This window comes from uncultured Phyllobacterium sp. (assembly GCF_902479695.1).
Classification (GTDB): domain Bacteria; phylum Pseudomonadota; class Alphaproteobacteria; order Rhizobiales; family Rhizobiaceae; genus Phyllobacterium; species Phyllobacterium calauticae.
Genome location: NZ_CABSQF010000016.1, coordinates 79,959 through 106,009, shown reverse-complemented (window position 1 = coordinate 106,009; position 26,051 = coordinate 79,959). Strand labels below are relative to the sequence as shown.

The following is a 26,051-nucleotide window of genomic DNA, read 5'->3' as shown; positions in this document are numbered from 1 at the left end:
CATCGGACATTCCCGGCCTTGAAATTGCCGGCGACGTCGTTGCCGTGGGCAGCGGCGTTACGCGCTTCCGTGTGGGCGACCGGGTGACGGCACTGGTGGCAGGCGGCGGCTATGCGCAGTATTGCACCGTGCACGAGACCACGGCCCTGCCGATCCCGGCGGGATACGGGTTCATCGAAGCCGCCGCCCTGCCCGAGACCTTCTTCACCGTCTGGCACAATGTGTTCGAACGGGGCGGCCTGAAGAGCGGCGAGACATTCCTCGTGCATGGCGGCACATCCGGCATCGGCACCACGGCGATCCAGCTTGCCAGCGCGTTCGGCGCCTATGTCATCACCACGGCCGGTTCCGACGACAAATGCGAAGCCTGCCTGAAGCTTGGCGCCGACCGGGCGATCAACTACCGCACGCATGATTTTGTCGATGCGGTGAAGGAGGCCACCGGCGGCAAGGGCGTCAACCTGACGCTCGATATGGTCGGCGGCGATTATACCGGGCGCAATTACGATGCTGCCGCCATCGACGGGCGGATCGTGCAGATCGCCCATCTCAATGGCGCGAAGGTCACGGTCGACATATCCAAAATCATGATCAAGCGGCTGACCCATACGGGATCGACCCTGCGGGCACGGCCGGTCGAGTTCAAGGCCGGTATTGCCCGGGAACTGGAGCTGAAAGTCTGGCCTCTCTTGGTGCAGCGCCGCGTCGCCCCGGTCATCGACATGGTCTATCCGTTCCACGAGGCGTGGCGCGCGCATGAGCGCATGGAAGAAGGCAAGCATGTCGGCAAGATCGTTCTCGACGTCAGCTGACATGCCTCAAGCAAAAGGCCGCGCAGCAAGCGCGGCCTCCTGCAAACGTTGCGAACGGCTCAGTTTGCCGCGCTGACCTTGCCGATGCCGAAGAACAGCGTTTCGCCGGACGAGCCGTCGACGCCGTCATTATCGGTGACCGCAAAGCCATTGCCGGCGACGTCGACGGTAAAGCCTTCCAGCTTGTCGACGACATAACCATTGGTGCTCTTCAGGTCGGCGATGAAGTCGCGTGCCAGCGTCTTCTCGACGACCGGCAGCTTTTCACCGAGCTTTGCCGGTTTCAAGCCGTCCAGCGCCACGCGATAGAGCTTCTTGTTGACCGCCTTGTCACCGATCAGATTGTCGCGTTCGACAATGTAGAGCTGGCCGTCATGGGCGGTGATTTCGGAAAGACCGACCCAGCCGTCACCGCTCTTCTTGTCCAGCGGATAGGAGACGGCACCCCAGCTCTTGTCCTTGACATTGTAGCTCAGGAGCTTGACGAAGCCTTTTTCGTCATCCTTCCATTCCCGCTGCACGGCCATCCACAGAACGGTGGCATCGCCTTCGCCGACGCGGGTGATCCCTTCCAGCCCGAAACGGGTCTGATGCGGCAGCAGCTCCTCGGGAAGCGCGATTTCCTTCTTGATCTCGCCCTTCTCGTTGACGTTGAAGATCGCATGCGGCACCAGCTTGGACTGGTCGCCCTCATTGGCGAGCCAGAAGCCGCCCGCGCCATCGGTGGTGATGCCCTCGAGATCGAGCTTCTGGGCCGGCTGGCCGCCGCGCGTGACCACCAGCGCCCGGGTGATCTTTGCCGGTGTCTGCTTGGCATCGATGGTGAAGATGGTGGGCGCGGCGGAATAGAACGAGTCCGAGACCGCATAGAGCTTGCCCGGCTCCTTCAGGTCTGCGACCAGGCCCGACAGGGCACCCCAGCCCAGCGGCGTGCCATCATCCTTCGACACCGACACGATCTTCGGATAGGCCGGTTCCTGGTCCTTCAGCTCATAGATCATGACATGGGAGCGCGCGCCGCCATCCGCAACCAGATCGGATTCATTGGCGGTGACGAACAGGTTGCGCGAGGGAATGGCAAGAATGCCTTCCGGGGCGATGCCCGATGGCAGCAGCTGCACGAATTCCGGGTCCTTGCCGGTATCCTTGTGGACGCCGACGACGGAACCGCGCTCGCTGGCAACGAAGATGTAGTTGGTGTCGCCATACTGCGCGACTTCGGCGCCTTCGAGTTCCACGCCCTTCTTGTTGCGTTTGTCGGGATAGTGACCGGCTGCCGCAATCCTGTGTTCCAGCGAGGGGCCGGATTCATAGAGAACCTTGCCGTCCGTGGAGAAGATCGTGAAGCTGCGCGAACCGCCCTTGTAGTCGCCTTCATTGGCTGTGAGAATGCGGTCATTGCCAAGCCATTTCACGGTATCCGGCTCGCGCAGGACACCCTTCATGCTGCCGTCGAACTTCAGCGCGCCGTCGTTCTTGACGTCGATCTTGTCGAGATCGACCGTGCCGGCGGAGAAATGCGAGGTGATCTTGCCGCTGGCCGCATCGATGATCGCGATATGGTTGTTTTCCTGCAGGGTGACGGCGATCTGGTTGTTCGCGTTGATCGACACGAATTCCGGCTCGGCATCCTCCGGGGCGATGTCGGCAAGGCCGGTCAGAACGACGGTCTTCATGCTCGTGCAATCGGGCGCGCCGTTCTTCAACGAGAAAATCTTGAGATCGCCGGAGGGAAGCTGCGGCAGCTCGCCATCATTGAGTTTTTCGTCGCGCTCGTTTTCGATGGCAACGGCGGCAAAGGTCCTGTCGGGCGAGACGGCGACCGAGTCCGGCTGACCGCCGAGATCGCAGCTCGTCAGCACCGTGCGCGATGCAAGGTCGATCACGTCAAGCCGGCCGGAGGGATTCTTGTGATCCTTGGAGGTGTTGACCGCCGCCAGCACCATGGCGCCGGCAACCGCAACGGAGGTTGGCTCACCTTCGACCTTGAGCAGGCCGGCGGCCTTGGGCCTGGCGGCATCGCTGATATCGATGAAGCCGATGGCGCCATAGGGGCTGTCGGAATAGACCAGCGTCTTGCCATCTTCCGAGGCCGTGATGATTTCCGACGATGTCGGCTTTGACGTGTCTGCATCCTTGGGTAGATTGTCAGCAACCGGGAAGCTGGCGATCCGGTTGAAAACCGGTTCGGCAGCGGCTGGCAGGGCGATGGAAGCGACCAGGGCGGTCCACAGTCCGATGCAAAGGGTTTTGCGCGGCATTGTTGAATCTCCTCTTGTTTACAAGGGATCAGTTGCCCGCGGGCGTTGCAGCGGCATGACAATTTCATGACAGTTTGGTGAAACCGGTAATTGCATTCGGTTGCTACGAAAACCGATTCTTGCCCAATCGAGAATTTACCGCTATATAACGCCTCGAATTCCCGGAAATTGTGGTTGAACCCACGTCCCGCCTCACCGGAGCGGACGAACGAGAGGACTATATTCAATGGCCACCCAGCTTCTCATGCCAAAGGCAACGGCCGTCTGGCTTGTCGACAATACCGCTCTGTCTTTTGACCAGATTGCCGCCTTCTGCAAACTGCACCCGCTTGAGGTGAAAGCGATTGCCGACGGTGAATCCGCCCAGGGCATCAAGGGACTGGATCCGCTGATGACCGGCCAGCTGTCGCGTGAGGAAATCGCCAGGGGCGAAGCCGACATCAATCACAAATTGAAGATTCTCGAGCCGAAGGTGCGCGTGCCGGAAGCCAAGCGCAAGGGACCGCGCTACACGCCGCTGTCCAAGCGCCAGGATCGTCCCAACGCCATCCTGTGGCTGGTGCGCAACCATCCGGAACTGAAGGATGCGCAGGTTTCGCGCCTCATCGGCACAACGAAGTCGACCATCGAGCAGATCCGCAACCGCACCCACTGGAATTCCAACAATCTCCAGCCGATGGACCCTGTCACCCTCGGCCTGTGCTCGCAGATCGACCTTGACCTCGAGGTCGAGCGTTCTTCCCGCAACCGCCCGGTCCAGCCCGGCGAAGGCGGCGATACATTGCTGCCGGCATCGGCCACGGAAAACCTGGATATCCAGCCAGCCGTCCGCGAAGAGGACGAAGAGCTCGATGCGGACAAGGTTTTCGCCAAGCTTTCCTCGCTCAAGGGCCGCAATACGGACGAAGACGAGGAAGAATAAGCCATTTGATTGCCTTGACGGGTAGTCCCTGAATCGAGAAAGCTCCCCCTCCGGTGGAGCTTTTTTCTTTTACGGGAGATACAGCCTTGCTGCCGACATTCGAGACGGAACGGCTTTTCCTGCGCCCGCGCACCGTGGCTGATCTGGAAGACTGCATGGCCATGGACCGCGATCCGGAGGTGACCCGGTTCATACCGGGGCCCTGGACGAATCCCGATGCGCATCGCCGTTTCATCACCGCGCGCATGGAGGCGGATTTCGGCCCGGATCTCGGTTATTGGTCGATCTTTGCGCGCGACCGGCCGCAACGGTTTCTCGGCTGGGTCCTGCTGATCCCGGACGATGCGGTGGGGCCGGACATTGAAATCGGCTGGCGGCTCAATCGCCACGCCTGGGGCAAGGGCTATGCGACGGAGGCTGCCCGGCCGCTCGTCGTGCACGCCTTCGGGCAGGCTGGCATCAAGCGCATCGTTGCCGCAATCCATCCGGACAATGCGGCGTCCATTCGCGTGGCGCAAAAGATCGGCCTCACAGCCACGCACGACGGCGCCCCATACAGATACTTTGCCTTGAACCGGGAGGATTTTGCCGCCTCGCTCATGACGGGCCAGACAGCTGTTTAAGACGCCTTCTTGGCATCGGGCGCTTCGCTGAGTTCCATCCGCCGATAGAAATCGGCCAGCGTCTTGCCGCGCTCCTGCCGGAAGATGCGCTGGGCCTTCTCGGCCCTGGTGATTCGGTCGATGCGGAACGTGCGGAAATCATTGCGCAATTCGCACCAGCTGATGACGGTCCAGACCTTGCCCCAGAACCACAGTCCGAGCGGCCTGATGTCCCGCATGCTTTCCTTGCCGTCCATGTCCTTGTAGGCCACCGACAGCACCTGGCACTGGTCCGCCGCATTCTCGGCAAGATCGATCATCGCCCGGTCATGGCTGCTGATATTGGTTCCGGACGAATGAATATGCGTGTTGGCAATGCGCGGGCGATCATCCTTGGGCAGAACAGCCCCGATCTTGATGATGGCTTCTTCCGCTGCACGCGCCATGGAGGCACCGCCCCAGGCCGTTATCAGCCGGGCGCCGGCAACCAGCGCGACCACCTCGTCGCGCGTGAACATCAGCGGCGGCAGGTCAAAGCCTTCCCGCAGGATATAGCCCACCCCCGCCTCGCCGTCGATCGGCACGCCGGTGGACTGGAGGTCGGCAATATCGCGATAGATGGTGCGCTCGGACACTTCGAGCTTTTCCGCCAGCTGGCGCGCGGTAACCAGCCGCCCGCCCCGGAGTTTCTGTACGATCTGAAAGAGACGATCTGCACGTCGCATGCTGCTTAATCCTTCAAGCCTGCCTGGTACTCGCGCGCAATAAAGCTGCGCATCCCGGCAATCTGCCCCGCCTGCTCCGGCAGGAACGCTTCGAGAAATTCCGTGGCAAAAGTGCCCGGCGCCGATCCGGCCGCGCTGACAATCTGCGCGTCGCGCACCGCATGCGGCACGTCCTGATACAGGGAGGAACCGGCATAGTCGCCGATCTGGGACTGTATCCAGCCCGCACCGTTGCTGGTGTGTCTGCGCCCTTCGAAGACACCCGCCCGGGCAAGAGCCAGCGTCCCGCCGCAGATGCCGCCCACAATGCCGCCGCGTGACAAAACCGAATGCAGCAGGGATGCAATGTCAGGAGCATCTTCCGACGGCCAGGTGTTGGCGCCGATCACCGCAACCGCATCCAGATCCGCGTTCTCCTGCGGATCAAGTCCGCGATCCGGCACGAGATGCAATCCGCCAATGGACCTGAGGGGACCCGCCGTCGGGGCCAGAGCAACCGCCCGCGCACCAAACCATTCGACAGCTGATCCGGAAAGCAGACCGAACTCCCAATCGGCAAACTCATCGATGAATACGAGGCCGATTGTCTTTTTCTGGTCCATCGCGATGCTCCCTTTCGGCGTCACTGATCAGTATTCTAGCTTGAAATGTCCGTTTTGGCTTGTTTTTCCGGTTACCGCATGGGCCGGACGCCGCGAACGGCCGGATTGGCGAACGGCGCCGGCATTTTCGCTGCCGGCGGCGTCCTTCATTGAATTGCGCCGTGCCAGACGTTCCGCATAGGCATCGGGCCAGCCGATGTCCTTCAGCAGATAGTCCGGGAGTGCGCTGACGGAGCGTTCAGTCCGCATTTCGTCACGCAGATGTGCATACCGCGACCACAGGCGCCTGACCGTTCCGACGATTCCAAAATCAACCATATTCATGACCCTGTCTCCTTTGCTTACGAAGACACTATCGCACACCCCTCCTGACAACCTTCTGTCAGGAGCCTGTCAGCAGGGGCGAGAAAGATGCGGGCATGGATTTGGCCGGAACAGGATCGTTTGGGGGGCGGTCAACCGGCGGGAATGCCGATACCCCTGGCGTTGAGTACGGCCTTGATCTCGTCGAGGATGGCGGGGTCGTCGATGGTGGCCGGCATGTTCCACGGCTCCTGATCGGCAATCTTCTGCATCGTCCCGCGCAGGATCTTGCCGGACCGGGTTTTCGGCAACCGCTTGGCCGTCACCGCGATCTTGAAGGCCGCAACCGGGCCGATCCGGTCACGGATCAGGGCGACGCATTCCTGCTCGATATCCGCCGCCGCACGGGTAACACCCGATTTGAGCACGATGAAACCGCAGGGAACCTGGCCCTTCAGATGGTCCGCAATGCCGATAACCGCGCATTCCGCCACATCCGGATGGCTTGACAGCACCTCCTCCATCGACCCCGTCGACAGGCGGTGTCCGGCGACATTGATGATGTCGTCGGTCCGGCTCATGATGTAGATATAGCCGTCTTCATCGATGATCCCCGCATCGGCGGTTTTGTAATAGCCGGGGAATTCCGCCATATAGGCCTCGCGGAACCGCTGGTCGGCGTTCCACAGCGTCGGCAGGCAGGCGGGCGGCAAAGGCAGCTTGACCACGATATTGCCCAGCTCGCCGCGCTTGACCGGGTGCCCGGCGTCATCGAGCACCTGCACGTCATAGCCGGGCATGGGCACGGTCGGCGACCCGTACTTGACCGGCAGCATGCCGAGACCCGCCGGATTGGCCGCCATGGGCCAGCCGCTCTCCGTCTGCCACCAATGGTCGATGACGGGAACGCCAAGCTTTTCCTCGGCCCATTTGATTGTATCCGTATCCGCCCGCTCGCCTGCCAGAAACAGATATTGCAGCGAGGACAAATCATATTTGCCGATGAACTCGCCCTTCGGATCTTCCTTCTTGATGGCGCGGAACGCTGTCGGCGCGGTGAACAGCACCTTGACCTTATGGTCGGCAATCACCCGCCAGAATGTGCCGGCATCGGGTGTTCCCACCGGCTTGCCTTCGAACAGGACGCTTGTCGCGCCGATGAACAGCGGCGCATAGGCGATGTAGGAGTGACCGACCGCCCAGCCGATATCGGAGGCAGCCCAGAACACCTCGCCCGCAGCCGTGTCGTAGACCGCGCCCATCGACCATGCCAGCGCAACGAGATGGCCGCCATTGTCGCGCACCACGCCCTTGGGCTGGCCGGTGGTGCCCGAGGTATAGAGGATATAAAGCGGGTCCGTTGCCTTGACGCGCGCGCAGGGGACTTTCCGCCCGCTGGCGGCAGCGACAGCTGCGGCGTAGTCGACATCGCGCCCGGCCACCAGCTCGTGCGGCTGTTGCGGACGCACGAGAATGAGGCAGGAGGTAACCTTGTGCGCCGCCTGCTCGATGGCCTTGTCCAGCATCGGCTTGTAGGCCACCACCCGGCCCGGTTCGAGGCCGCAGGAGGTGGCAATGATCATCACCGGCTTGGCATCGTCGATGCGCGTGGCCAGCTCGTGGGCGGCAAACCCGCCGAAAACAACGGAATGCACCGCGCCGATGCGCGCGCAGGCCAGCATCGCCACCACGGCTTCCGGCACCATCGCCATATAGATGATGACGCGGTCACCCCTGGCGACGCCCCTGTCGGTCAGCACCGCCGCCAGCGCGTTCACCTCGTCGAGCAAGGCGGCATAGGTGATCTTGCGTCCCGTGCCGGTCACCGCGCTGTCATAGATCAGGGCGACCTGATCACCCCGGCCGCGCTCCACGTGACGGTCGACGGCGTTGTAGCAGGTGTTGCACTCCGCCCCCGGATACCAGCGGCCATAGGGCTGATGCGTGGCATCAAAGACCTGTTCCCACGGCCGCGACCAGTCGATGGCCTCGGCGGCCCTGGCCCAAAATCCCTCCGGATCGGACTGCCAATCCCGGTAGACCTGTGCATAGCGTGATGTCATGAATATCCTCCCAGATGGCGTACCTTCCCCAATGTGCGCCCCGGAGTCAAAGGCCGATTTGACAATTGGCGCGGGATCACACACTTGTCGAATCCCCACTCACCCGTTCCCCTCAGGCGGCAGGCTTTGTAACGACGATGCTCAAGATTCTGCCGCTGCTGCTGATCCTCCTGATGGCGCTGCATCTGATCAAGCCATTGGGCTGGCCCGGCATGAAGAAGCGCGGGGATTTCTGGAAAATCGCCGCCGGAGCGATATTTGCGATGCTGGTTGTCGTGGTGCTGAGCCACAGCGGGTTATGAGTTTTCTTCGCCTTCGCGCCCGGTAGCTTCCCTCACGGTGAGATTAAGCACATAGGGCACGAGATGTTTCGCCCAGGCATCGTAGCCATGGGCGGAGGCATGGAAACCGTCGCTGGAAAAACCCTCCGGCCCCTCGACCGGCAGGCGCGGCGCCGGTATTGCCGAGCGTTCGCGGCAGAGCCGCTCGCCCATGGCGTTGATGGCACCGGCCCGCCCCTCCAGAATGCGCCCGAGCAGCGGCGGCATGGCCGGCACGTCGCGGAAATCGATGACCGGCGACCAGACGACCGAGGTCTCCGGCCACTTTGCCTTCAGTGCATAGAGCAGCCCGCCGAATTCCCCTTTGAAACGGGCGACCGAATGGAAATTCTTGGTGTCGTTGGTTCCGGTCGTCAGAACGATATGGGTCCACATGCCCCGCTCGATATTGGGCACCACATGATCGCGCAGCTGGCCTGACGTGGCGGAATTGAACCCAGCGGCGCGCCAGATGATCTTGCGTCCCGTCCGTCCCTGCAGGTGCACGGCAAGCCGCACGCAGAGACTTTGCCAGACGTCGCTCACCCCGACACCGGCCGCGGAGGAATCGCCGAGCACCAGCAGGCGGATGGCCGGCTCCTTGCCTGCGATCTCGCCCACGGGAAAGGCTGGCGGCGGCAGCATGCGTTCGGTCTTCAGCCGCACGGCAATGCCCTGCCACGCATAGACCGGAAACAGCAGCCAGCTGACAAGCGGATGGAAAGCCGATGGTTTGGTCAAACGGTCCTCACAGCACACAAAAAACCCGGACCTGATTCCGGCCCGGGCTCTATGAGAGCTGTTTTTGTATAAAAAACGCTTAAGCGGCCTTTTCCAGGTCCTTTTTCCAGCCGCCGGTTGCGGCAAGGCTGTTCATTTTGGCGCGGTGCGTGAAGGCACGCTGACCGGCTGCAACATTTTCCGACTTGCCGTTCCAGGCGCTCAACGCAGCAGCCTGCAGGGCACGGCCATAGGAGAATGTCAGCTTCCACGGCAGGCCATGGGCGGCATTCATCGCCGAGAGATGCGCCGTTGCTTCTTCATCCGACTGGCCGCCGGAGAGGAAGGCGATGCCGGGCACGGCGGATGGAACCGTCGACTTCAAGACACGCAGGGTCTGCTCGGCAACCTGTTCAACCGACGCCTTGCGGGCATTCTTGCCGTCAATGACCATGTTCGGCTTGAGGATCATGCCTTCCAGCACGACGCGGGCATCGTAGAGCTCGGTGAAAACGGTCTTCAATACCCATTCGGTCACGTCGTAGCAGCGCTCGATCGTGTGGGTGCCCGGCTTGCCGTCCATCAGCACTTCCGGTTCGACGATCGGCACGATGCCGGCTTCCTGGCAAAGGGCGGCATAACGGGCCAGAGCCTGTGCATTCTGCTTGACCGCACCCCAGCTCGGCAGGGCATCGGAAATATTGATGACGCCGCGCCATTTGGCAAAGCGCGCGCCCAGCTTGTAATATTCAGCCAGCCGCTCACGCAGGCCATCAAGGCCTTCCGTGATGGTCTCGTCGGCAAAACCGGCGAGGTTCTTGGCGCCGGCATCGACCTTGATGCCCGGAATGCTGCCGGCCGCTTTCAGGATCTGCACGAAAGGCGTGCCGTCCTTGGCGTTCTGACGCAGGGTTTCATCATAGAGAATGACGCCGGAGATGTAGTTCTTCATGGCATCGTCCGAGCGGAACAGCATTTCGCGATAGTCGCGGCGGCTATCGGCTGTCGATTCCAGCCCAATCGTATCGAACCGCTTCTTGATCGTTGCGGTACTTTCATCCGCAGCAAGCAGGCCCTTGCCGCTGGCAACCATTGCAATCGCGATATCTTCCAGGCGTTCGCTCATAGATCATGCACTCCGTTTCTAGTGGTCTGGCCCATACCAGAAGCTCATATCAAACGGAATGGCAGTTCAAGCCTTTGAAACGATTGAAATTTTTTCAACCGATTTAACAGGATAACATTTTCTGTTCTTCGTTAATCCGGAGCCCGCAAAGACCCCGGATCACGCCTTGAACAGGCCATCAGCGCTTGAGGACGTCGACGCCCGGAAGCGGCTTGCCTTCCATCCATTCGAGGAAGGCGCCGCCTGCGGTCGACACATAAGTCAGGTCATCGGCAATGCCCGCATGGTTGAGCGCCGCCACCGTGTCGCCGCCGCCGGCAACCGAAACCAGATGGCCCGACTTGGTGCGCTCGGCCACATGCCGCGCCGCTGCAACGGTTGCCTTATCGAACGGTGTCAGCTCGAACGCGCCCAGCGGACCGTTCCACACCAGCGTTGCCGCATCGTCGATGGCACCCTTGATGCGCTCGATCGACTGCGGCCCGACATCGAGGATCATGCCATCCTCGGGGATGGCATCCAGACCGTAGGCATGGAACGGTGCATTGGCTTCGAAATGCCAGGCAACGATGGCGTCGACCGGCAGGATGATGGTGCAGTTGGCCGCCTGCGCCTTGGCCATGATCTCGCGGGCCGTGTCGGCGAGATCATGCTCGCACAGCGATTTGCCGACCTTGACGCCCTGCGCCGCCAGAAATGTATTGGCCATGCCGCCGCCGATCACCAGCGCATCGACCTTCTCGACGAGATTGCCGAGGAGATCGAGCTTGGACGACACCTTGGCACCGCCGACAACCGCAACCACCGGACGCTTCGGATGGCCGAGGCCGCTTTCCAGCGCTTCGAGCTCCGCCTGCATGGTACGGCCCGCATAGGCCGGCAGCACATGCGCCAGACCCTCGGTCGAGGCGTGGGCGCGGTGCGCGGCAGAAAACGCGTCATTGACGTAGATATCGCCATTGGCGGCCAATGCCTTGACATAGGCCGGATCGTTCTTTTCCTCGCCCTTGTGGAAACGGGTGTTTTCCAGAAGCAGGATATCGCCGTTCCCGAGCTTGGCGACGGCTTCGGCCGCCTTTTGGCCGATGCTGTCCTCGGCGAAATGCACGTTCTGGCCGATCACCTTGGCAACCGCATGCGCTATGGGCTTCAGGCTGAATTCCGGCGTGGGCCCATCCTTCGGACGGCCGAAATGCGCAAGCAGGATGACCTTGGCGCCCTTTTTCGACAATTCAAGGATGGTGGGAGCGACACGCTCGATCCGGGTGGCATCGGTCACGTGGCCATTGGCAACCGGTACGTTCAGGTCAACACGCAGAAGAACGCGTTTTCCCGCAACATCGGCATCATCGAGTGTCTTGAAAGCTGGCATGGTGATTACCCCTCATCTGAATTTGCCAGCACCCCCCTCTGGGCTACCGCCCATCTCCCCCACAAGGGGGGAGATCACATTGGCATTGGTGTTATCGCTCATCGTCACATTCGATGATGTGCATCAACAAATCTGAAAGCTGATCTCCCCCCTTGTGGGGGAGATGTCCGGCAGGACAGAGGGGGGTGTAAACGCCTGCCGTTCAACTCATATCGGAGCAAGCGTCTCAGATGACCTTGCTGAACGCGACGGCCGTGTCGGCCATGCGGTTCGAGAAGCCCCATTCATTGTCGTACCACGACAGGACGCGCACGAATGTTCCTTCCATGACCTTGGTCTGGTCGAGATGGAACACGGATGAATGCGGGTCGTGGTTGAAGTCGATCGAGACATTCGGAGCATCGGTATAGCCAAGGATACCCTTCAGCTTGCCGTTGGCGGCGGACTTGATGGCGTCGTTGATCTCGGCAACCGTGGTCGCGCGCTTGGCAACGAACTTGAAATCCACAACCGAGACATTGGGCGTCGGGACGCGGATCGAGCTGCCGTCGAGCTTGCCGTTGAGTTCCGGCAGGACGAGACCGACAGCCTTGGCGGCACCGGTCGATGTCGGGATCATCGACAGCGCCGCCGCACGGCCGCGATAGAGATCCTTGTGCATGGTGTCGAGCGTCGGCTGGTCGCCGGTATAGCTGTGGATCGTGGTCATGAAACCATGATCGATGCCGACAGCTTCGTTGAGCACAAATGCAACCGGGGCAAGGCAGTTGGTGGTGCAGGACGCATTGGAAATGACCAGATGTTCCTTGGTCAGCTTGTGATGGTTCACACCGAACACAACCGTCAGGTCGGCACCGTCAGCAGGCGCCGACACGATGACGCGCTTGGCGCCGGCTTCAAGATGGGCTGCCGCCTTGTCACGCGCCGTGAAAATGCCGGTGCATTCCAGCGCGATATCAACGTTGAGCTCTTTCCACGGCAATTCTGCCGGGTTGCGCACGGCAGTGACCTTGATCGGGCCTTGGCCGACGTCGATGGTATCGCCGGAAACCGTTACAGTGCCGGGGAAACGGCCGTGTACGGAGTCATAACGCATCAGGTGGGCATTGGTCTCGACCGGACCCAGATCGTTGATGCCGACAACCTTGATGTCGGTGCGGCCGGATTCGATAATGGCGCGAAGAACATTGCGGCCAATGCGGCCAAACCCGTTGATTGCAACGCGAACTGTCATTTTTTTGTTTCTCCTTGGGGGTAGTGAGGAGCCCTTGATGAATGGTGTGAAGCGGTAAACCCGCCGATTATTTCAACTTGCCTTCCGCCGCCGCGACGATGGCTTCCGCGGTGATGCCGAAATGCTTGTAGAGCTCTTCGATCGGGCCGCTGGCACCAAAACCGGTCATGCCGACAAAGATGCCATCGAGGCCGATGAAACGGTCCCAGCCGAGACGGATCGCAGCTTCCACCGCAACCTTGACCGGAGCATCGCCGATCAGCGCGCGCTTGTAGTCTTCGCTCTGCTGTTCGAAGAGTTCAAAGCAGGGCACGGAAACGACGCGGGCCGGATGACCATCCTTTTCCAGCTGCGCACGGGCGGCCAGAGCAATTTCGACTTCCGAACCGGTCGCGAAAATCGTCACCGCAGCCTTGCCGCTGGCCGGAGCCAGTTCATAGGCACCGTAGGCGCACTTGTTCTCGTCGACGTGGTCGGTACGGACCGTCGGCAGGTTCTGGCGTGTCAGCGCCAATGTCGACGGCGTCTTGCGGGATTTCAGCGCCAGTTCCCAGCATTCCACCGTCTCCACGGCATCCGCCGGACGGAACACATAATTGTTCGGAATGGCGCGCAGGGCTGCCAGATGTTCGACCGGCTGGTGCGTCGGACCATCTTCACCAAGACCGATGGAATCGTGCGTCATCACATAGATGACGCGGATGCCCATGAGGCTGGAAAGGCGCATGGCGCCGCGGGCATAGTCCGAGAAGGTCAGGAATGTGCCGGAATAGGGAATGAGGCCGCCATGCAGCGCCATGCCGTTCATCGCAGCGGCCATGCCGTGCTCGCGGATGCCGTAATGCACATAACGCTGGCGGTAATCATCGGGGCTGATGTTCTGGGTCTGGCTGGTCTTGGTGTTGTTGGAACCGGTCAGATCGGCGGAACCGCCGATGGTTTCGGGAACGACACCGTTGATGACCTCAAGCGCCATTTCCGATGACTTGCGGGTCGCGACCTTCGGCTTGTCTTCCGAAAGCTTCTTCTTGTAGGCCGTGATCGTGGCTTCGAAATTGCCGGGCAGATCGCCGCGGATACGGCGCTCGAACTCCGAGCGGGTTTCCGCATCGGTCGCCGCAAGGCGCTGTTCCCATGCCGCATGCTCCTTGGCGGAGCGCAGACCGGAGGCGCGCCAGGTATCGAGAATATCGGCAGGAACGACAAATGGCTCGGATGTCCAGCCGAGTGCCTTGCGTGCACCGGCGAGTTCTTCCGCACCGAGCGGCGAACCGTGCACCTTGTTTGTGCCGGCCTTGGTCGGCGCACCGAAACCGATGGTCGTCTTGCAGGCGATCAGGGTCGGCTTGTCGGACTTGTGGGCCTTTTCAATCGCGGCAGCAATCGCATCCTGGTCATGACCGTCGACATTGATCGAGTTCCAGCCGGAAGCCTCGAAGCGGGCGCACTGATCCGTATTGTCGGCGAGCGACACCGGGCCGTCGATGGAAATGTTGTTGTGGTCCCAGAAAACGATGAGCTTGTTCAGCTTGAGATGACCGGCAAGCGCGAGGGCTTCCTGGCTGATGCCTTCCATGAGGCAGCCGTCACCGGCGATCACATAGGTATGGTGATCGACGAGCTTGTCGCCATAATGGGCATTCATGATGCGTTCGGACAGTGCCATGCCCACGGCATTGGCCAGGCCCTGGCCGAGCGGGCCCGTGGTGGTTTCGATGCCGGCGGCGTGGCCGTATTCTGGATGACCGGCCGTGCGCGAGCCGAGCTGACGGAAATTCTTGATCTGGTCGATGGTGATGTCTTCGTAACCCGAGAGGTAAAGCACCGAATAGAGCAGCATCGAGCCATGTCCGGCGGAAAGGACAAAGCGATCGCGGTCGGGCCAATGCGGCGCCTTCGGATCGTGCTTGAGGAAACGGGTATAAAGAACGGTCGCAATATCAGCTGCGCCCATGGGAAGGCCGGGATGGCCGGAATTGGCCTTCTCCACTGCATCTGCCGACAGAAAGCGGATTGCATTGGCCATTTGGTTGGATTTATCAGAATTGGTCATGTGTACCGTCTTTCGAAGAGGATAGGAAATGCCGTTTCTGGACGCCGGTTCAGACAAGATCCAAAAGGCACGCGACACATAGCAGGTGTCATCAGGGAGTCAATAAAACCTAAGTCAAATTGAGGCGTTCGAAAAGCAGGCTCTTTCGTCGCAGACGCTTATTATCGGTGCATGACTGGACTGTGACAACGCGGATTGATTGACGCGACGTTGATGTGCCCTCTAGACTTCGGCGCATAAGCTGTTCTTCTTTTTGCGATTCGCGTAAAAGAGCGACACACAGGGGAAACGCGAAAATGGCACCGGAAGCCACCCTCAAGCAGGTTCTGGAACGATTGGCAAAAGCCTTGGCTCATCTCGAGGACGCGGTTGATATGCGCCTTGAGCAGGAGGGTGACTTTGCCGAAGCCGAGGAAGAGGTCCAGCGCATGAACATGGACCGGCGCAGGCTGGCCCAGGAGCTGGACGCATCGGAAGGACGTGCGGAACGTCTGGAAGCCGCCAACAAGGAAGTCTCCCGCCGTCTCGTAACGGCGATGGAATCCATTCGCACCGTACTGGACCGGTAATACCGCTATCAGCTGAAAGAGACGCCCATGGCCACTGTAACAGTTACGATTGACGGCAAAGCCTACCGGATGGCCTGTGACGAAGGCCAGGAACAGCATCTGACCGGCCTGGCCGAGCGGTTCGACCGTTACGTGACGCACCTCAAATCGTCGTTCGGTGAGATCGGCGACCTGCGCCTGACCGTCATGGCCGGCATCATGATCACCGACGAGCTGCATGAATTGCAGATGCGGGTGAAAGGGCTTGAAAACGAGGCGGACGCCCTGCGCAAGAGCCGCGATGAAGCCTTGCAGAGGGCGGACAAGAACGACACGGCCATCACCGGCGTTCTTTCCGAAGTCACCACGCGGATCGAAAACCTTGCTGCCAAGATCGCGCCCAAGGCAACCTGATCCTGCCGCATTGGCCGAACAAGTGAGGCTCTAGCCCTCGATTTCCTCGCGCAGCATTTCCAGCTCCAGCCACTCTTCCTCAAAGCGCTCGAGATCGTGGCGCTTCTTGCCGATCTCCTCGACGGTCTTGTTGAAGACCTGCGGGTTTTTGGCAAAGAGGTTCGGATCGGCAAGTTTTGCTTCGAGCTTGTGGATGTCGGCGTGCAGCGCTTCCATCTTGCCCGGCAGGTTTTCCAGCGCGAATTTCTGCTTGTACGACAGTTTGCGCTTTTCCTCGCGCTGCACTGCGGCTTTCTCTCCGGCGGCTTCGGTTGCAGCCGGTGACCTGGCCGTCTTCAGCTCCTTGCGCGTCGCCAGCACTTCCTTGCGCTGCGCCAGCATGTCCGTATAGCCGCCGGCATATTCAAGCCAGCGCCCGTCGCCTTCCGGCGCAATCACCGATGTTACGGTACGGTCGAGAAAATCGCGGTCATGGCTGACCAGCAGCACCGTTCCGGCAAAGCCGGACACCAGCTCCTGCAAAAGGTCGAGCGTTTCCATGTCGAGATCGTTGGTCGGCTCGTCGAGCACCAGCAGATTGGCCGGGCGGGCCAGGACGCGCGCCAGCATGAGCCGCGCCCGCTCGCCGCCCGACAGTTCGCGGATCGGCGTGCGCAACTGCTCCGGCTGGAACAGGAAGTCCTTCATGTAGGACGCCACATGGCGCTGTTCGCCGTTGACGATGACATTCTCGCCGCGCCCGTCGGTCAGGTAATCGGACAGGGTCTGGTCAAGGTTGAGACTGTCGCGCTTCTGGTCCAGCACGGCGATTTCAAGATTGGTGCCAAGGCGCACGAAACCGCTGTCCGGTGCGAGCAGGCCCGTCAGCATGGAGAGAAGCGTGGTCTTGCCGACACCGTTCGGACCGACAAAGCCGACGCAGTTGCCGCGCTGGATGCGCGTGGAGAAATCCTTGACCAGCACGCGTTCGCCATAGGCCTTGACCAGATGCTCGGCCTCGATCACCAGCTTGCCGGATTCCCTGGCATCGCTGGCCTTCAGGACGGCGGTTCCCTGCGCACGGCGATGATTGCGGAATTCCCCGCGCATAGACTGGAGTTCGCCGAGACGCCGCATGTTGCGTTTGCGCCGTGCCGTAACGCCGTAGCGTAACCAATGTTCCTCGCGCACGATCTGGCGGCCGAGCTTGTGCAGATCGCGCTCTTCCTCCTCCAGCACCTTGTCGCGCCATTCCTCGAAGGCGCCAAAGCCCTGGTCGAGCCGTTTCGTAACGCCGCGGTCAAGCCAGACCGTCGAGCGGCTGATGTTTTCCAGAAACCGCCGGTCATGGGAGATGACCACGATGCTGGAGCGGATCTGCCGCAATTCACCTTCCAGCCATTCGATCGTCGTCAGGTCGAGATGGTTGGTCGGCTCGTCGAGAAGCAGGATATCGGGCTGGGGGGCGAGAACCTTGGCCAGCGCCGCACGCCGCGCCTCGCCGCCCGACAGATTGTCCGGCTTTTCCTCGCCGGTCAGGCCGAGATGTTCAAGAATGTAGCTGACGCGGTAGAGATCGTCCGCCGGTCCCAGACCCGCCTCGACATAGTCGCGGACATTGGCAAAACCTTCCATATCGGGCGCCTGGGCGAGATAGCGGACGGTGACGCCGGGATGGCGGAACACCTCACCGTCGGTCGGCGTGATGAAGCCCGCCGCGATCTTGAGCAGCGTCGACTTGCCGGACCCGTTACGGCCGACAAGGGCAATGCGATCGCCCTCGCTGACGGAAATCGCCGCATCGCTGAGGAGCGGTGTGCCGCCAAACGTCAGTGCAATCCGGTCAAGACGAAGAAGGGGTGGAGCCATGGCGTTTTTCAGTTCTGGAAAAGGAGCGCAATTGCCGGACATCAGTGCCGACGGGCGCTTGTCGGCGAGATTGGCGCCGCTGTCAAATATCTTTATGGCATAAAACAGAACAGGCCGGAAAACCGGCCTGTCTGGATCCGTTCAGCAACGCGCCGCTCAGTAGCCGCCGTTGTTGTAACCGTTGTTGTTGTATCCGCCATAGGCAGCGCCGCGGCCGCCATTGCCTTCGCAGGGGGCATTGTAGATGCTGCCATCGGGCCGCTGATAACGGCAAAGATTCTGATTGCCGTTGCCGCCACCGCTTGGCGTCGTTGCCGTACCGACAGCAGCACCGAGAAGCGCGCCGCCGGCCGCACCGATCACGGTGCTTTTGGTATTGTGCCCGAGTGCCTGTCCGGCGAGTGCGCCGACACCGCCGCCGATCAACGCGCCCGTCCCGGCCCGCTGGTTCTGTTCGCTCGTTTCACAACCGGCCAATGACATGGCCAGAAGCGCGGAAACCGCAATGGCGGTCAAACGAAAACTCATTAGTCAATCCTCTCAACATGAATATAGCGGCCATATCGTGCGGGCTTAATGCGGCAGAACAAAGATCAGCCCATGCACCCCGGCGGCGTCAAACAAAAACAGGCCGGTTTCCCGGCCTGTTCCGCTTTCCCTGATGGGGAAGGATTAGTAACCGCGGCAAGGCGCGCGATAGCGCTCGCCGTAACGGTTTTCATATGTGCAGTAACGGCGGCCATCATTGTTGGCCGTTGCGGCACCAACAGCCACACCACCAACACCACCGATGGCAGCACCAGCCAGTGCGCCACGGCCACCACCGATTGCACCACCAGCCAAAGCACCAAGTGCTGCACCGCCAACGCCATAACCCGCCGTGCGCTGCTCACTTGTTGTGCAACCGGCTACCGAAAATGCCAGAAGTGCGGCAACTGCTACTGTCGACAAACTTTTCAACATGGAAGACCTCTCCCGTTTCAAAACTAAAATAACCAGCTTGCGTCCCCAATGCTGTGCCGCAAGAATTGCACTTTCCGCGTTGTTTTACAAGCGTTTCGCAATTTTACGGCGCAGCAATCAGGACTGCATTGCCTGAACGAAGCGATACGTGGAGATTTCCACACACGGCATTCGACACTGTAAGCGATGAACCGAAAGAAAGTTCCATATTTTCCAGCGGCCATCGCGCACCATGGATAAATAATCCGCGCAGGGACGTAAAGGCCACAATGCTGAATACCGTTCCATCGGCAAAATCGAACGCATATTCTCCTGCAACCAGGGGATGCGCTTCCTCGCTTCCGCTGGACAGTATGATCTTCCGCCCCTCGGCAGCATAACGGGTCGCCATGGTCAGGTGCAGCAGGGTGTGGTCGGTGCGTTCACCGCCAAAGGCGCCGCACAGGATCACTTCGGTGGCGCCCAGCCGGAAGGCCTCGTTGAGTGCCAGTTCGCCGTCGGTCATGTCCTTGGCGGTTGGAAAAACCGAACGCGGCACATGCGCATAGCGTTCGGCAAGTTCAGGCGATGTCGAATCGAAATCACCCAGCCACAACTCAGGTTCAACGCCAAGCGCCTGCGCATGGGCAATGCCACCATCGGCGGCAAGAACGCGCGCCCCGGCAATGAGATGCCGGAGACGGTCGGTGACGTGAACGGTTCCACCAAGAAGAAGGACGAATTTGCTCATGCACCGGCCATAGCATGGCACAAGCCGGTCGCACAGGGCATCCGTGTTTCTCGGTTAAACGAAGCGCCCCAGCGCAATCGCGGCCATGCCGGCAATCGCCACGCCGATGGCCAGAAACAGGCTCGGATAAAGCTCCGGGATGAATTTCTGCCGGCGCGGACGCAGGAGGATCGCCTTGCGGCGTGCGTTTTGGGAAGCCGGGTTCTGCTGCACCCTGACATGGGAATGATAAAAACCGTGACCACGAAACATGATTGACCCTTTCCATCGGAAAACAACCGCACGGGATGTTTTCGCTAGGGACAATAGGCGCGCCAGTATCAGCTTTCGATTTGGCAGAACCGGCAAAACATAAAGATTTCATAAGCATCGACCGCTTGCACGGCTCCGGCCGAACCTCTATCCTTGTCACGCTCTAACGGGGTGCCGGTCGCATGGACCGGCTGAGAGGCGCACGGGGAGACCCTGCCAACCCGCGGAACCTGATCCGGTTTGTACCGGCGGAGGGATTAGACGCGGCAGATTTGCCGGCGCACCAATCCTTTTGAACACTGCTGATAGGAGGCGCCGATGCGGCCATTCGAGACTATTGTAAAAACAGCGGCCATTGTGACTGCTCTGTTCGCCGTCATTCCCCTTGGCACCGCGCATGCCGAAGGCAAACTCACCGTCTACACCTATGAAAGCTTCACCGCCGAATGGGGCCCCGGCCCGAAGGTCAAACAAGCCTTCGAAAAGCAATGTGCCTGCACTGTCGAATTCGTGGCGGTTGCCGATGGCGTTGCCTTGCTCAACCGGGTCAAGCTGGAAGGCGAGTCAACCAAGGCGGATGTGGTGCTCGGCCTCGACACCAACCTGACCTATGAGGCCAGGCAAACCGGCCTGTTTGCCCCCCATGGCATCGACACGACAGCCGTGAGCATCCCCGGCGGCTACACCGATGATACCTTCGTTCCCTACGATTACGGCTATTTCGCCGTCATCTATGATTCCGAGAAGCTGAAGACCCCGCCGGAAAGCCTTAAGGAACTGGTCGAAGGCGACCCGAAGCAGAAGATCGTCATCGAAGACCCCCGCACCTCGACGCCCGGTCTCGGCCTGCTGCTCTGGGTCAAGTCGGTCTATGGCGACAAGGCGGGAGAAGCCTGGGCGAAGCTGAAAGACCGGGTGTTGACCGTCACGCCCGGCTGGTCGGAAGCCTATGGTCTCTTCACCAAGGGCGAAGCACCGCTGGTGCTGTCCTACACCACATCGCCTGCCTATCACCTGATCGCCGAGCGCGTGGACCGCTACAAGGCCATTTCGTTCAGCGAAGGCCATTACCTGCAGGTCGAAGTCGCTGCCCAGACCGTCAACGGGGCGAAAAACCCGCTATCGGCGCAGTTTCTTGCCTTCATGACCAGCCCGGCGTTTCAGGATGCGATCCCTGAAAACAACTGGATGTATCCGGCTGCGAAAACCACCGACGCGCTGAATCCGGCCTTTGAAACGCTTGTACAGCCGGTCAAAACTTTGATCTTCCCGTCCGAGGAAGTCGCCAAGAACCGTAAAGCCTGGATCGATGAATGGCTCGCGGCCATGAGCCTGTAGCATTGTGATTGCCATCCGCAGTTTCAGACCTTGGGTGGGGGCATGCGCCCTCGCCTTTCTGGCGGCACTTGCGGGTGGCGCACTTCTCAGTCTCGCATCCGAAGCGCTGCGCGGCGGCACGGAAGGTTTTGCCGCATTCGACAGCTATCTGTGGCGGGTGGCCCGGTTCACGCTGATGCAGGCGCTCCTGTCCATGCTGCTTGCGGTTGCCTTTGCCATTCCGCTCGCGCGTGCCTTGCATGAACATCCCGCCTTTCCCGGCCGCGCGCTGATTCTGCGTCTGTTTGCCCTGCCCTTGGCCTTACCCGCACTTGTTGCGGTGCTGGGCATCACCAGCATCTATGGCCGCAACGGCCTGCTTGCCTTTGCTTTCAGCAGCCTTGGCATGGACACCATACCCAATATTTACGGGCTTCCCGGCATCCTTCTCGCCCACGTCTTTTTCAACCTGCCGCTGGCGACCCGGCTGGTACTTGCAAGCCTTGATTCCATTCCGTCGGATTACTGGAAACTCGCCGCGCAGCTCGGCATGGGCGGCTGGGCACGCTTCCGCCTGATTGAATGGCCGGTCATCCGCCGCAATCTGTCCGGTATTGCCGGGCTGATCTTCATGCTCTGCATCACCTCGTTCACGATCGTGCTGACCCTGGGCGGCGGACCGCGCGCCACCACGCTGGAAGTGGCGATCTACCAGTCCCTGCATTTCGATTTCGATATTGCCCGCGCCGTCTCGCTCACACTGCTGCAACTGGGCCTGACCATCGCCGTGCTGCTGCTGCTCGGCCTGACGGGCAAACCGGCGGAGGAAGGCTTCAGTCTCCAGACGACCACGCGGCGCTTCGAGCGGCCGGGCCGTGCAGCGCAATGCGTCAATACAGCGATCATTCTCCTCGGACTGCTCTTTGTCGGCCTGCCCATGGGCGGAACCGTTGTCTCCGGGCTTGGCGCCGACCTGGCGCGCCTGATGAGCGAATCCATCGTCTGGCGCGCCATTGCCACAAGCATCGTGCTTGGCGCGGCTGCAGCCCTGCTCTCCCTCGCGCTGTCGCTGTCGCTTGTCATCGCCCGGGAGTATCAGCAGAGCCGGCGGCGAACGGTTTCGCCGGGTCTGTTCGAACGGTCACTGGATCTGGGGGCGAGCCTGATCATGGTGGTGCCGCCCATCGTCATCGGGGCCGGCTGGTTCATCCTCTCGCGCCATGCCATCAACCCGTTCAGCCTTGCACCCGTCATGGTCATCGGCGTCAATGCCGCCATGGCCGTGCCCTTCGCCTTCCGCATCCTGCGCCCGGCCTGGGATACGGCCGCAAGCCGCCACAACCGGCTTTGCCTCCAACTCGGCATCACCGGCTGGGACCGGCTGCGCCTGATCGACTGGCCGGCTTTGCGCCTGCCCATGGGTGTTGCCTTCGCCTTCGCCATGGCCCTGTCGCTGGGCGATCTTGGAACCATCGCGCTGTTCGGCAATGATTCCATCCAGACCCTGCCTTTCCTGCTCTTGCAGCGCATGGGAAGTTATCGCACACAGGATGCAGCGGGACTGGCGCTGATCCTTGGGGTCCTGTGCCTGCTCTTGATGTTCGCAGCCGACCGCGGTGCGGCCAGCCTCGCCCGACAGGACAATGCAAGAGATGGCTGAACAAACGGAAAAAATCACAACCGGCGGCGCCGCGATCCGGCTTGATGCCGTTCGCTTCGATTACGGCGACATGGCCATGCGTTTCGACCTTGCCATCGCAGCGTCGTCCATTGCCGCCATCATCGGGCCGAGCGGCGCGGGCAAATCCACGGTTCTCAATCTGATTGCCGGTTTCGAGGCACCGCTCTCCGGCCGCGTGCTGATCGGCGATGCCGATGTCACGCATGTCGAACCATCCCGGCGCCCGGTTTCCATGGTGTTTCAGGACAACAATCTTTTTGCCCATCTCGACGTTGCCGCCAATGTCGGCCTTGGCCGCAGGCCGGGCCTGCGCCTCGACGCGGCGGATCGGCAGGCGGTCCACGACGCCATCGCCAAGGTCGGGCTTGCGGGCAAGGAGACGCGCAAACCGGCGGCACTGTCGGGCGGGGAACGCCAGCGCGTTGCCATCGCCCGGGCGCTGGTGCGCAACCGGCCTGTACTGTTGCTCGATGAAGCCTTTGCTTCACTTGGTCCAGCATTGCGCCATGAAATGCTTGATCTGGTCGGACAACTGCAAAAAGATACTGGAATGACTGTGGTGATGGTCACCCACCATCCAGACGATGCTTTGCGTTTACCATCAACGCTGTTCTTTCTCGAAAATGGCCATGTGGCAGCATCGGGGCCCGCGGGCGAATTGCTCTCGGCCAAAGGCCCCTCCCTGTTGCGAAAATATCTCGGCTCGCAAGAGTTATCACTTTGACATATTTTGTACTCAATGGGTCTCATAAGAAATCAATGTAATTCTTGCCCCAGCCTGCTCAACGGGCTAGCTAGAAAGTAAGCACACCGATTCCGCAGGCAAAAGACGAGTGAGAACTTGGCTTTAGCGTTTGCACTGGCGCCGCACGACATGAGGACATGATTCTGGGCTCGCACATTCTCCCCATCGGCAATCGACGGTTCCATCCGGCAGTACGAAGCACGACCGTGGTTTCGACGACGCTGCTGCTCGCCTTCCTGTCGGGCTGCCAGGTGCTCAACGTCACCAAGGAAGATGCGCTCGGCCCGTCATCAAGCCCTGTCATCGTCGACAATGTCTCGAAGAATGACCGGCTGGCCAAACTGAGCGCCGAACAGCATCCCCGCATCCTGGCCACCTATGGCGGCGAGTACAAGGACGCGAAGCTCGAACGCATGGTTGCCAAGGTCGTCGGGAATCTGACCACCGTATCGGACAATCCGACCCATACCTATCGCATCACCATCCTCAATTCGCCCAACATCAACGCCTTTGCACTGCCGGGTGGCTATCTCTACGTCACCCGCGGCCTGCTTGCGCTGGCCAATGACAGCGCGGAACTTGCCGCCGTCATTGCCCATGAAATGGGCCATGTGATCGCCAATCACGGCATCGAACGCCAGCAGCGCGAAGCGGAAGCCGTCATCGCCGGCCGCGTTGTGTCGGAAGTGCTGCAGGACGACCAGGCGGGCCGCGAGGCGCTCATTCGCGGCAAGCTGCGCATGGCGCAGTTCTCGCGCAATCAGGAATTGCAGGCGGATGCCATCGGCATCAAGATGATCGGCGAAGCCGGGTATGATCCCTTTGCGGCTGCGCGCTTCCTGCAGTCGATGGCCGCCTATGCGGACTTCCGCAACGTCTCCGGCGCCACCGATGCCAGCCTCGACTTCCTTGCCAGCCACCCCTCCGCACCGCAGCGCATCGAGCTGGCGCGCGGTCATGCCCGCAAGATCGGTGCGCCCGGTGTCGGCACGACGGATCGCGATTCCTTCCTGCAAGGGATCGACGGGCTGCTCTATGGCGACACGCCAGAAGAAGGCTATGTCCGCGGCCGAACCTTCGTGCACCCGCTGCTCGGCGTCAGCTTCACCGTGCCGGACGGTTTTGTCATCGACAATTCCGCAGCCGCCGTCATGGCAACCGGACCCGGCGAAGTCGCGATCCGCTTTGATGGAACCCAGGTTTCCGGCAAAACATCGATGGTCGACTACATGCGCAGCGGCTGGGTAACCGGCCTGGACAATGCCAGCGTCAAGGCGACGACATTCAACGGCATGCCCGCCGCCACGGCAAAAGCCAAGGCGGACCGCTGGGAATTCGATATTTTCGTCGTGAATTCCGGCGACCGCATCTATCGCTTCCTGACGGCGGCGCCCACGGGCAGCACGGCACTGATGCCGGCAGCGCAAACGGTGACGCAGAGCTTCCATTTGCTGACGGCGCAGGAAAAGGCCAACATCAAGCCGCTGCGGATCCGCGTTGTCACGGTCAAGTCGGGCGATACGCTTGCCAGCCTCTCCAGCCAGATCATGGGCACGGACCGCAAGCTGGATCTCTTCCGGCTGATCAACGCCCTGCCGCCCGGCGGCACGGTTTCCGTCGGCGACAAGATGAAGATCATCAGCGAATAACAAAAAGCCCGGTAAAACCGGGCTGTTTGTTGAAAGGGATGAACCCGCTGTTACGCGGCTTCTTCCTGTTCGTCTTCAACGGAAATGTCCGCATCAGCTTCGGTTTCTTCAGTCTTCGCGCCGCGCTTGGGACCTTTGGCGAGATTGACTTCGATCAGACGGACGGCTTCGGTTTCCGACATCTTGTTGACGGCGGAAATTTCACGGGCCATGCGGTCGAGCGCTGCTTCATAGAGCTGGCGTTCGGAATAGGACTGTTCCGGCTGATTGTCGGCACGGAAAAGATCGCGGACAACTTCCGAAATGGAAATCAGATCGCCCGAGTTGATCTTCGCATCATATTCCTGCGCCCGGCGGGACCACATGGTGCGCTTGATACGGGCCCGTCCCTGAACTACCTTCAGCGCACGGTCGACATAATCTGTTTCTGAGAGTTTGCGCATACCAATGGCGGTTGCCTTTGCAACCGGTACCTTCAAGCGCATCTTGTCCTTCTGAAAGTCAATCACGAAAAGTTCGAGCTTGTGGCCCGCAACTTCCTGTTCTTCGATATTGACGATCTGGCCTACGCCGTGAGCCGGATATACAATAAACTCACCCGTCTTGAATCCGATACGCTGGGCGGTCTTTTTCTGCGGAACTGCTGTCATGCGCTTCATTACTCCCTGCTGCGCCCGGCAAAACGCACCGGTTAAACCAATCACTGGAAACCGGAACCCGGTTTGTCGGCCGTCAATATTTTCACGCAAAGCAATCCGGACCAAACAGCAGGACGGGTCACAATCAAAG

General features: G+C 60.7%; 26 protein-coding genes and 1 riboswitch. Of the genes, 10 read left to right on the top strand and 16 right to left on the bottom strand.

Going from position 1 to position 26,051, the window contains the following annotated elements; all coding sequences use genetic code 11:
• On the top strand, positions 1 to 812 hold an 812-nt coding region (locus tag RDL77_RS12160; RefSeq protein WP_288192998.1), incomplete at its 5' end, for an NAD(P)H-quinone oxidoreductase.
• A 59-nt stretch (positions 813 to 871) separates the two neighbouring features.
• Here the strand turns inward: RDL77_RS12160 and RDL77_RS12155 are convergent.
• Complete coding sequence (locus tag RDL77_RS12155) at positions 872 to 3,073, bottom strand: esterase-like activity of phytase family protein (protein ID WP_288192996.1); 2,202 nt, start codon at positions 3,071 to 3,073, stop codon at positions 872 to 874.
• A 226-nt stretch (positions 3,074 to 3,299) separates the two neighbouring features.
• Here RDL77_RS12155 and RDL77_RS12150 point away from each other — a divergent pair, with 226 nt between their 5' ends.
• Both RDL77_RS12150 and RDL77_RS12145 read left to right on the top strand, forming a co-directional pair.
• Positions 3,300 to 3,995, top strand: a complete 696-nt coding sequence (locus RDL77_RS12150) for a DUF1013 domain-containing protein (protein ID WP_223613702.1) — start codon at positions 3,300 to 3,302, stop codon at positions 3,993 to 3,995.
• Between the two features lie 86 nt (positions 3,996 to 4,081).
• Positions 4,082 to 4,618, top strand: a complete 537-nt coding sequence (locus RDL77_RS12145) for a GNAT family N-acetyltransferase (protein ID WP_223613703.1) — start codon at positions 4,082 to 4,084, stop codon at positions 4,616 to 4,618.
• Here RDL77_RS12145 and RDL77_RS12140 read toward each other — a convergent pair.
• The 4 genes from RDL77_RS12140 to RDL77_RS12125 form a co-directional block, all read right to left on the bottom strand.
• Positions 4,615 to 5,322 carry a YafY family protein gene (locus RDL77_RS12140; RefSeq protein ID WP_223613704.1) on the bottom strand — a complete coding sequence of 236 codons (708 nt, stop codon included), beginning with the start codon at positions 5,320 to 5,322 and terminating at the stop codon, positions 4,615 to 4,617. The two genes, RDL77_RS12145 and RDL77_RS12140, sit on opposite strands and share 4 nt — an antisense overlap.
• Positions 5,323 to 5,327: 5 nt before the next feature.
• Complete coding sequence (locus tag RDL77_RS12135) at positions 5,328 to 5,924, bottom strand: DJ-1/PfpI family protein (RefSeq protein WP_288192994.1); 597 nt, start codon at positions 5,922 to 5,924, stop codon at positions 5,328 to 5,330.
• 27 nt (positions 5,925 to 5,951) lie between these two features.
• Positions 5,952 to 6,248 carry a DUF1127 domain-containing protein gene (locus tag RDL77_RS12130; RefSeq protein ID WP_223613706.1) on the bottom strand — a complete coding sequence of 99 codons (297 nt, stop codon included), beginning with the start codon at positions 6,246 to 6,248 and terminating at the stop codon, positions 5,952 to 5,954.
• A 131-nt stretch (positions 6,249 to 6,379) separates the two neighbouring features.
• A complete protein-coding gene (locus RDL77_RS12125) occupies positions 6,380 to 8,290 on the bottom strand; it encodes a propionyl-CoA synthetase (protein ID WP_223613707.1) in 1,911 nt (636 codons plus the stop codon).
• A gap of 137 nt (positions 8,291 to 8,427) precedes the next feature.
• Between RDL77_RS12125 and RDL77_RS12120 the strand changes: the two genes are divergently transcribed.
• Positions 8,428 to 8,592 carry a hypothetical protein gene (locus RDL77_RS12120; RefSeq protein ID WP_223613708.1) on the top strand — a complete coding sequence of 55 codons (165 nt, stop codon included), beginning with the start codon at positions 8,428 to 8,430 and terminating at the stop codon, positions 8,590 to 8,592.
• Here RDL77_RS12120 and RDL77_RS12115 read toward each other — a convergent pair.
• The 5 genes from RDL77_RS12115 to tkt form a co-directional block, all read right to left on the bottom strand.
• The gene (locus tag RDL77_RS12115; protein WP_288192991.1) at positions 8,587 to 9,351 is read right to left on the bottom strand and encodes an SGNH/GDSL hydrolase family protein; all 765 of its coding nucleotides are present in this window, start codon (positions 9,349 to 9,351) and stop codon (positions 8,587 to 8,589) included. The two genes, RDL77_RS12120 and RDL77_RS12115, sit on opposite strands and share 6 nt — an antisense overlap.
• Positions 9,352 to 9,430: 79 nt before the next feature.
• The gene (locus RDL77_RS12110; protein ID WP_223613710.1) at positions 9,431 to 10,456 is read right to left on the bottom strand and encodes a class I fructose-bisphosphate aldolase; all 1,026 of its coding nucleotides are present in this window, start codon (positions 10,454 to 10,456) and stop codon (positions 9,431 to 9,433) included.
• Positions 10,457 to 10,634: 178 nt separating this feature from the next.
• The gene (gene pgk / locus RDL77_RS12105) at positions 10,635 to 11,828 is read right to left on the bottom strand and encodes a phosphoglycerate kinase (protein ID WP_288192989.1); all 1,194 of its coding nucleotides are present in this window, start codon (positions 11,826 to 11,828) and stop codon (positions 10,635 to 10,637) included.
• Positions 11,829 to 12,054: 226 nt separating this feature from the next.
• Positions 12,055 to 13,062 (bottom strand): type I glyceraldehyde-3-phosphate dehydrogenase, encoded by a 1,008-nt coding sequence (gene gap / locus RDL77_RS12100; protein ID WP_105734389.1) that lies wholly within the window; start codon positions 13,060 to 13,062, stop codon positions 12,055 to 12,057.
• 67 nt (positions 13,063 to 13,129) lie between these two features.
• Entirely contained in the window at positions 13,130 to 15,115 is a 1,986-nt protein-coding gene (gene tkt, locus RDL77_RS12095) for a transketolase (protein ID WP_288192987.1), read from the bottom strand.
• 296 nt (positions 15,116 to 15,411) lie between these two features.
• Between tkt and RDL77_RS12090 the strand changes: the two genes are divergently transcribed.
• Both RDL77_RS12090 and RDL77_RS12085 read left to right on the top strand, forming a co-directional pair.
• The gene (locus RDL77_RS12090; protein ID WP_223613713.1) at positions 15,412 to 15,684 is read left to right on the top strand and encodes a DUF4164 domain-containing protein; all 273 of its coding nucleotides are present in this window, start codon (positions 15,412 to 15,414) and stop codon (positions 15,682 to 15,684) included.
• 27 nt (positions 15,685 to 15,711) lie between these two features.
• Positions 15,712 to 16,077, top strand: a complete 366-nt coding sequence (locus tag RDL77_RS12085; RefSeq protein WP_223613714.1) for a cell division protein ZapA — start codon at positions 15,712 to 15,714, stop codon at positions 16,075 to 16,077.
• A 30-nt stretch (positions 16,078 to 16,107) separates the two neighbouring features.
• Here RDL77_RS12085 and RDL77_RS12080 read toward each other — a convergent pair whose 3' ends face one another.
• From RDL77_RS12080 to RDL77_RS12060, 5 genes are all read right to left on the bottom strand, one after another.
• Entirely contained in the window at positions 16,108 to 17,925 is a 1,818-nt protein-coding gene (locus tag RDL77_RS12080; protein ID WP_288192985.1) for an ABC-F family ATP-binding cassette domain-containing protein, read from the bottom strand.
• 156 nt (positions 17,926 to 18,081) lie between these two features.
• Positions 18,082 to 18,453, bottom strand: a complete 372-nt coding sequence (locus RDL77_RS12075) for a YMGG-like glycine zipper-containing protein (RefSeq protein ID WP_223613716.1) — start codon at positions 18,451 to 18,453, stop codon at positions 18,082 to 18,084.
• Between the two features lie 144 nt (positions 18,454 to 18,597).
• A complete protein-coding gene (locus RDL77_RS12070; protein WP_223613717.1) occupies positions 18,598 to 18,888 on the bottom strand; it encodes a hypothetical protein in 291 nt (96 codons plus the stop codon).
• A 103-nt stretch (positions 18,889 to 18,991) separates the two neighbouring features.
• Positions 18,992 to 19,618, bottom strand: a complete 627-nt coding sequence (locus tag RDL77_RS12065) for a thiamine diphosphokinase (protein WP_288192982.1) — start codon at positions 19,616 to 19,618, stop codon at positions 18,992 to 18,994.
• A 54-nt stretch (positions 19,619 to 19,672) separates the two neighbouring features.
• Positions 19,673 to 19,870, bottom strand: coding sequence for a hypothetical protein (locus RDL77_RS12060; protein ID WP_223613719.1), 198 nt, complete (start codon positions 19,868 to 19,870; stop codon positions 19,673 to 19,675).
• A gap of 157 nt (positions 19,871 to 20,027) precedes the next feature.
• Positions 20,028 to 20,144, top strand: a riboswitch (TPP riboswitch).
• Positions 20,145 to 20,188: 44 nt separating this feature from the next.
• Here RDL77_RS12060 and thiB point away from each other — a divergent pair.
• The 4 genes from thiB to RDL77_RS12040 all read left to right on the top strand — a co-directional run bounded on the left by thiB (position 20,189) and on the right by RDL77_RS12040 (position 25,262).
• Positions 20,189 to 21,208 (top strand): thiamine ABC transporter substrate binding subunit, encoded by a 1,020-nt coding sequence (gene thiB, locus RDL77_RS12055; protein ID WP_288192980.1) that lies wholly within the window; start codon positions 20,189 to 20,191, stop codon positions 21,206 to 21,208.
• Between the two features lie 4 nt (positions 21,209 to 21,212).
• On the top strand, positions 21,213 to 22,847 hold the full coding sequence (thiP, locus tag RDL77_RS12050; RefSeq protein ID WP_374042710.1) for a thiamine/thiamine pyrophosphate ABC transporter permease: 1,635 nt from the start codon (positions 21,213 to 21,215) through the stop codon (positions 22,845 to 22,847).
• The gene (gene thiQ, locus RDL77_RS12045; RefSeq protein WP_223613721.1) at positions 22,840 to 23,592 is read left to right on the top strand and encodes a thiamine ABC transporter ATP-binding protein; all 753 of its coding nucleotides are present in this window, start codon (positions 22,840 to 22,842) and stop codon (positions 23,590 to 23,592) included. Before thiP ends, thiQ begins: the two co-directional genes overlap by 8 nt.
• 242 nt (positions 23,593 to 23,834) lie before the next feature.
• A complete protein-coding gene (locus RDL77_RS12040; protein ID WP_223614125.1) occupies positions 23,835 to 25,262 on the top strand; it encodes a M48 family metalloprotease in 1,428 nt (475 codons plus the stop codon).
• A 50-nt stretch (positions 25,263 to 25,312) separates the two neighbouring features.
• On the opposite strand, the gene RDL77_RS12035 is transcribed toward RDL77_RS12040, so the two are convergent.
• Positions 25,313 to 25,921, bottom strand: coding sequence for a CarD family transcriptional regulator (locus tag RDL77_RS12035; protein ID WP_223613722.1), 609 nt, complete (start codon positions 25,919 to 25,921; stop codon positions 25,313 to 25,315).
• Positions 25,922 to 26,051 lie beyond the last annotated feature (130 nt).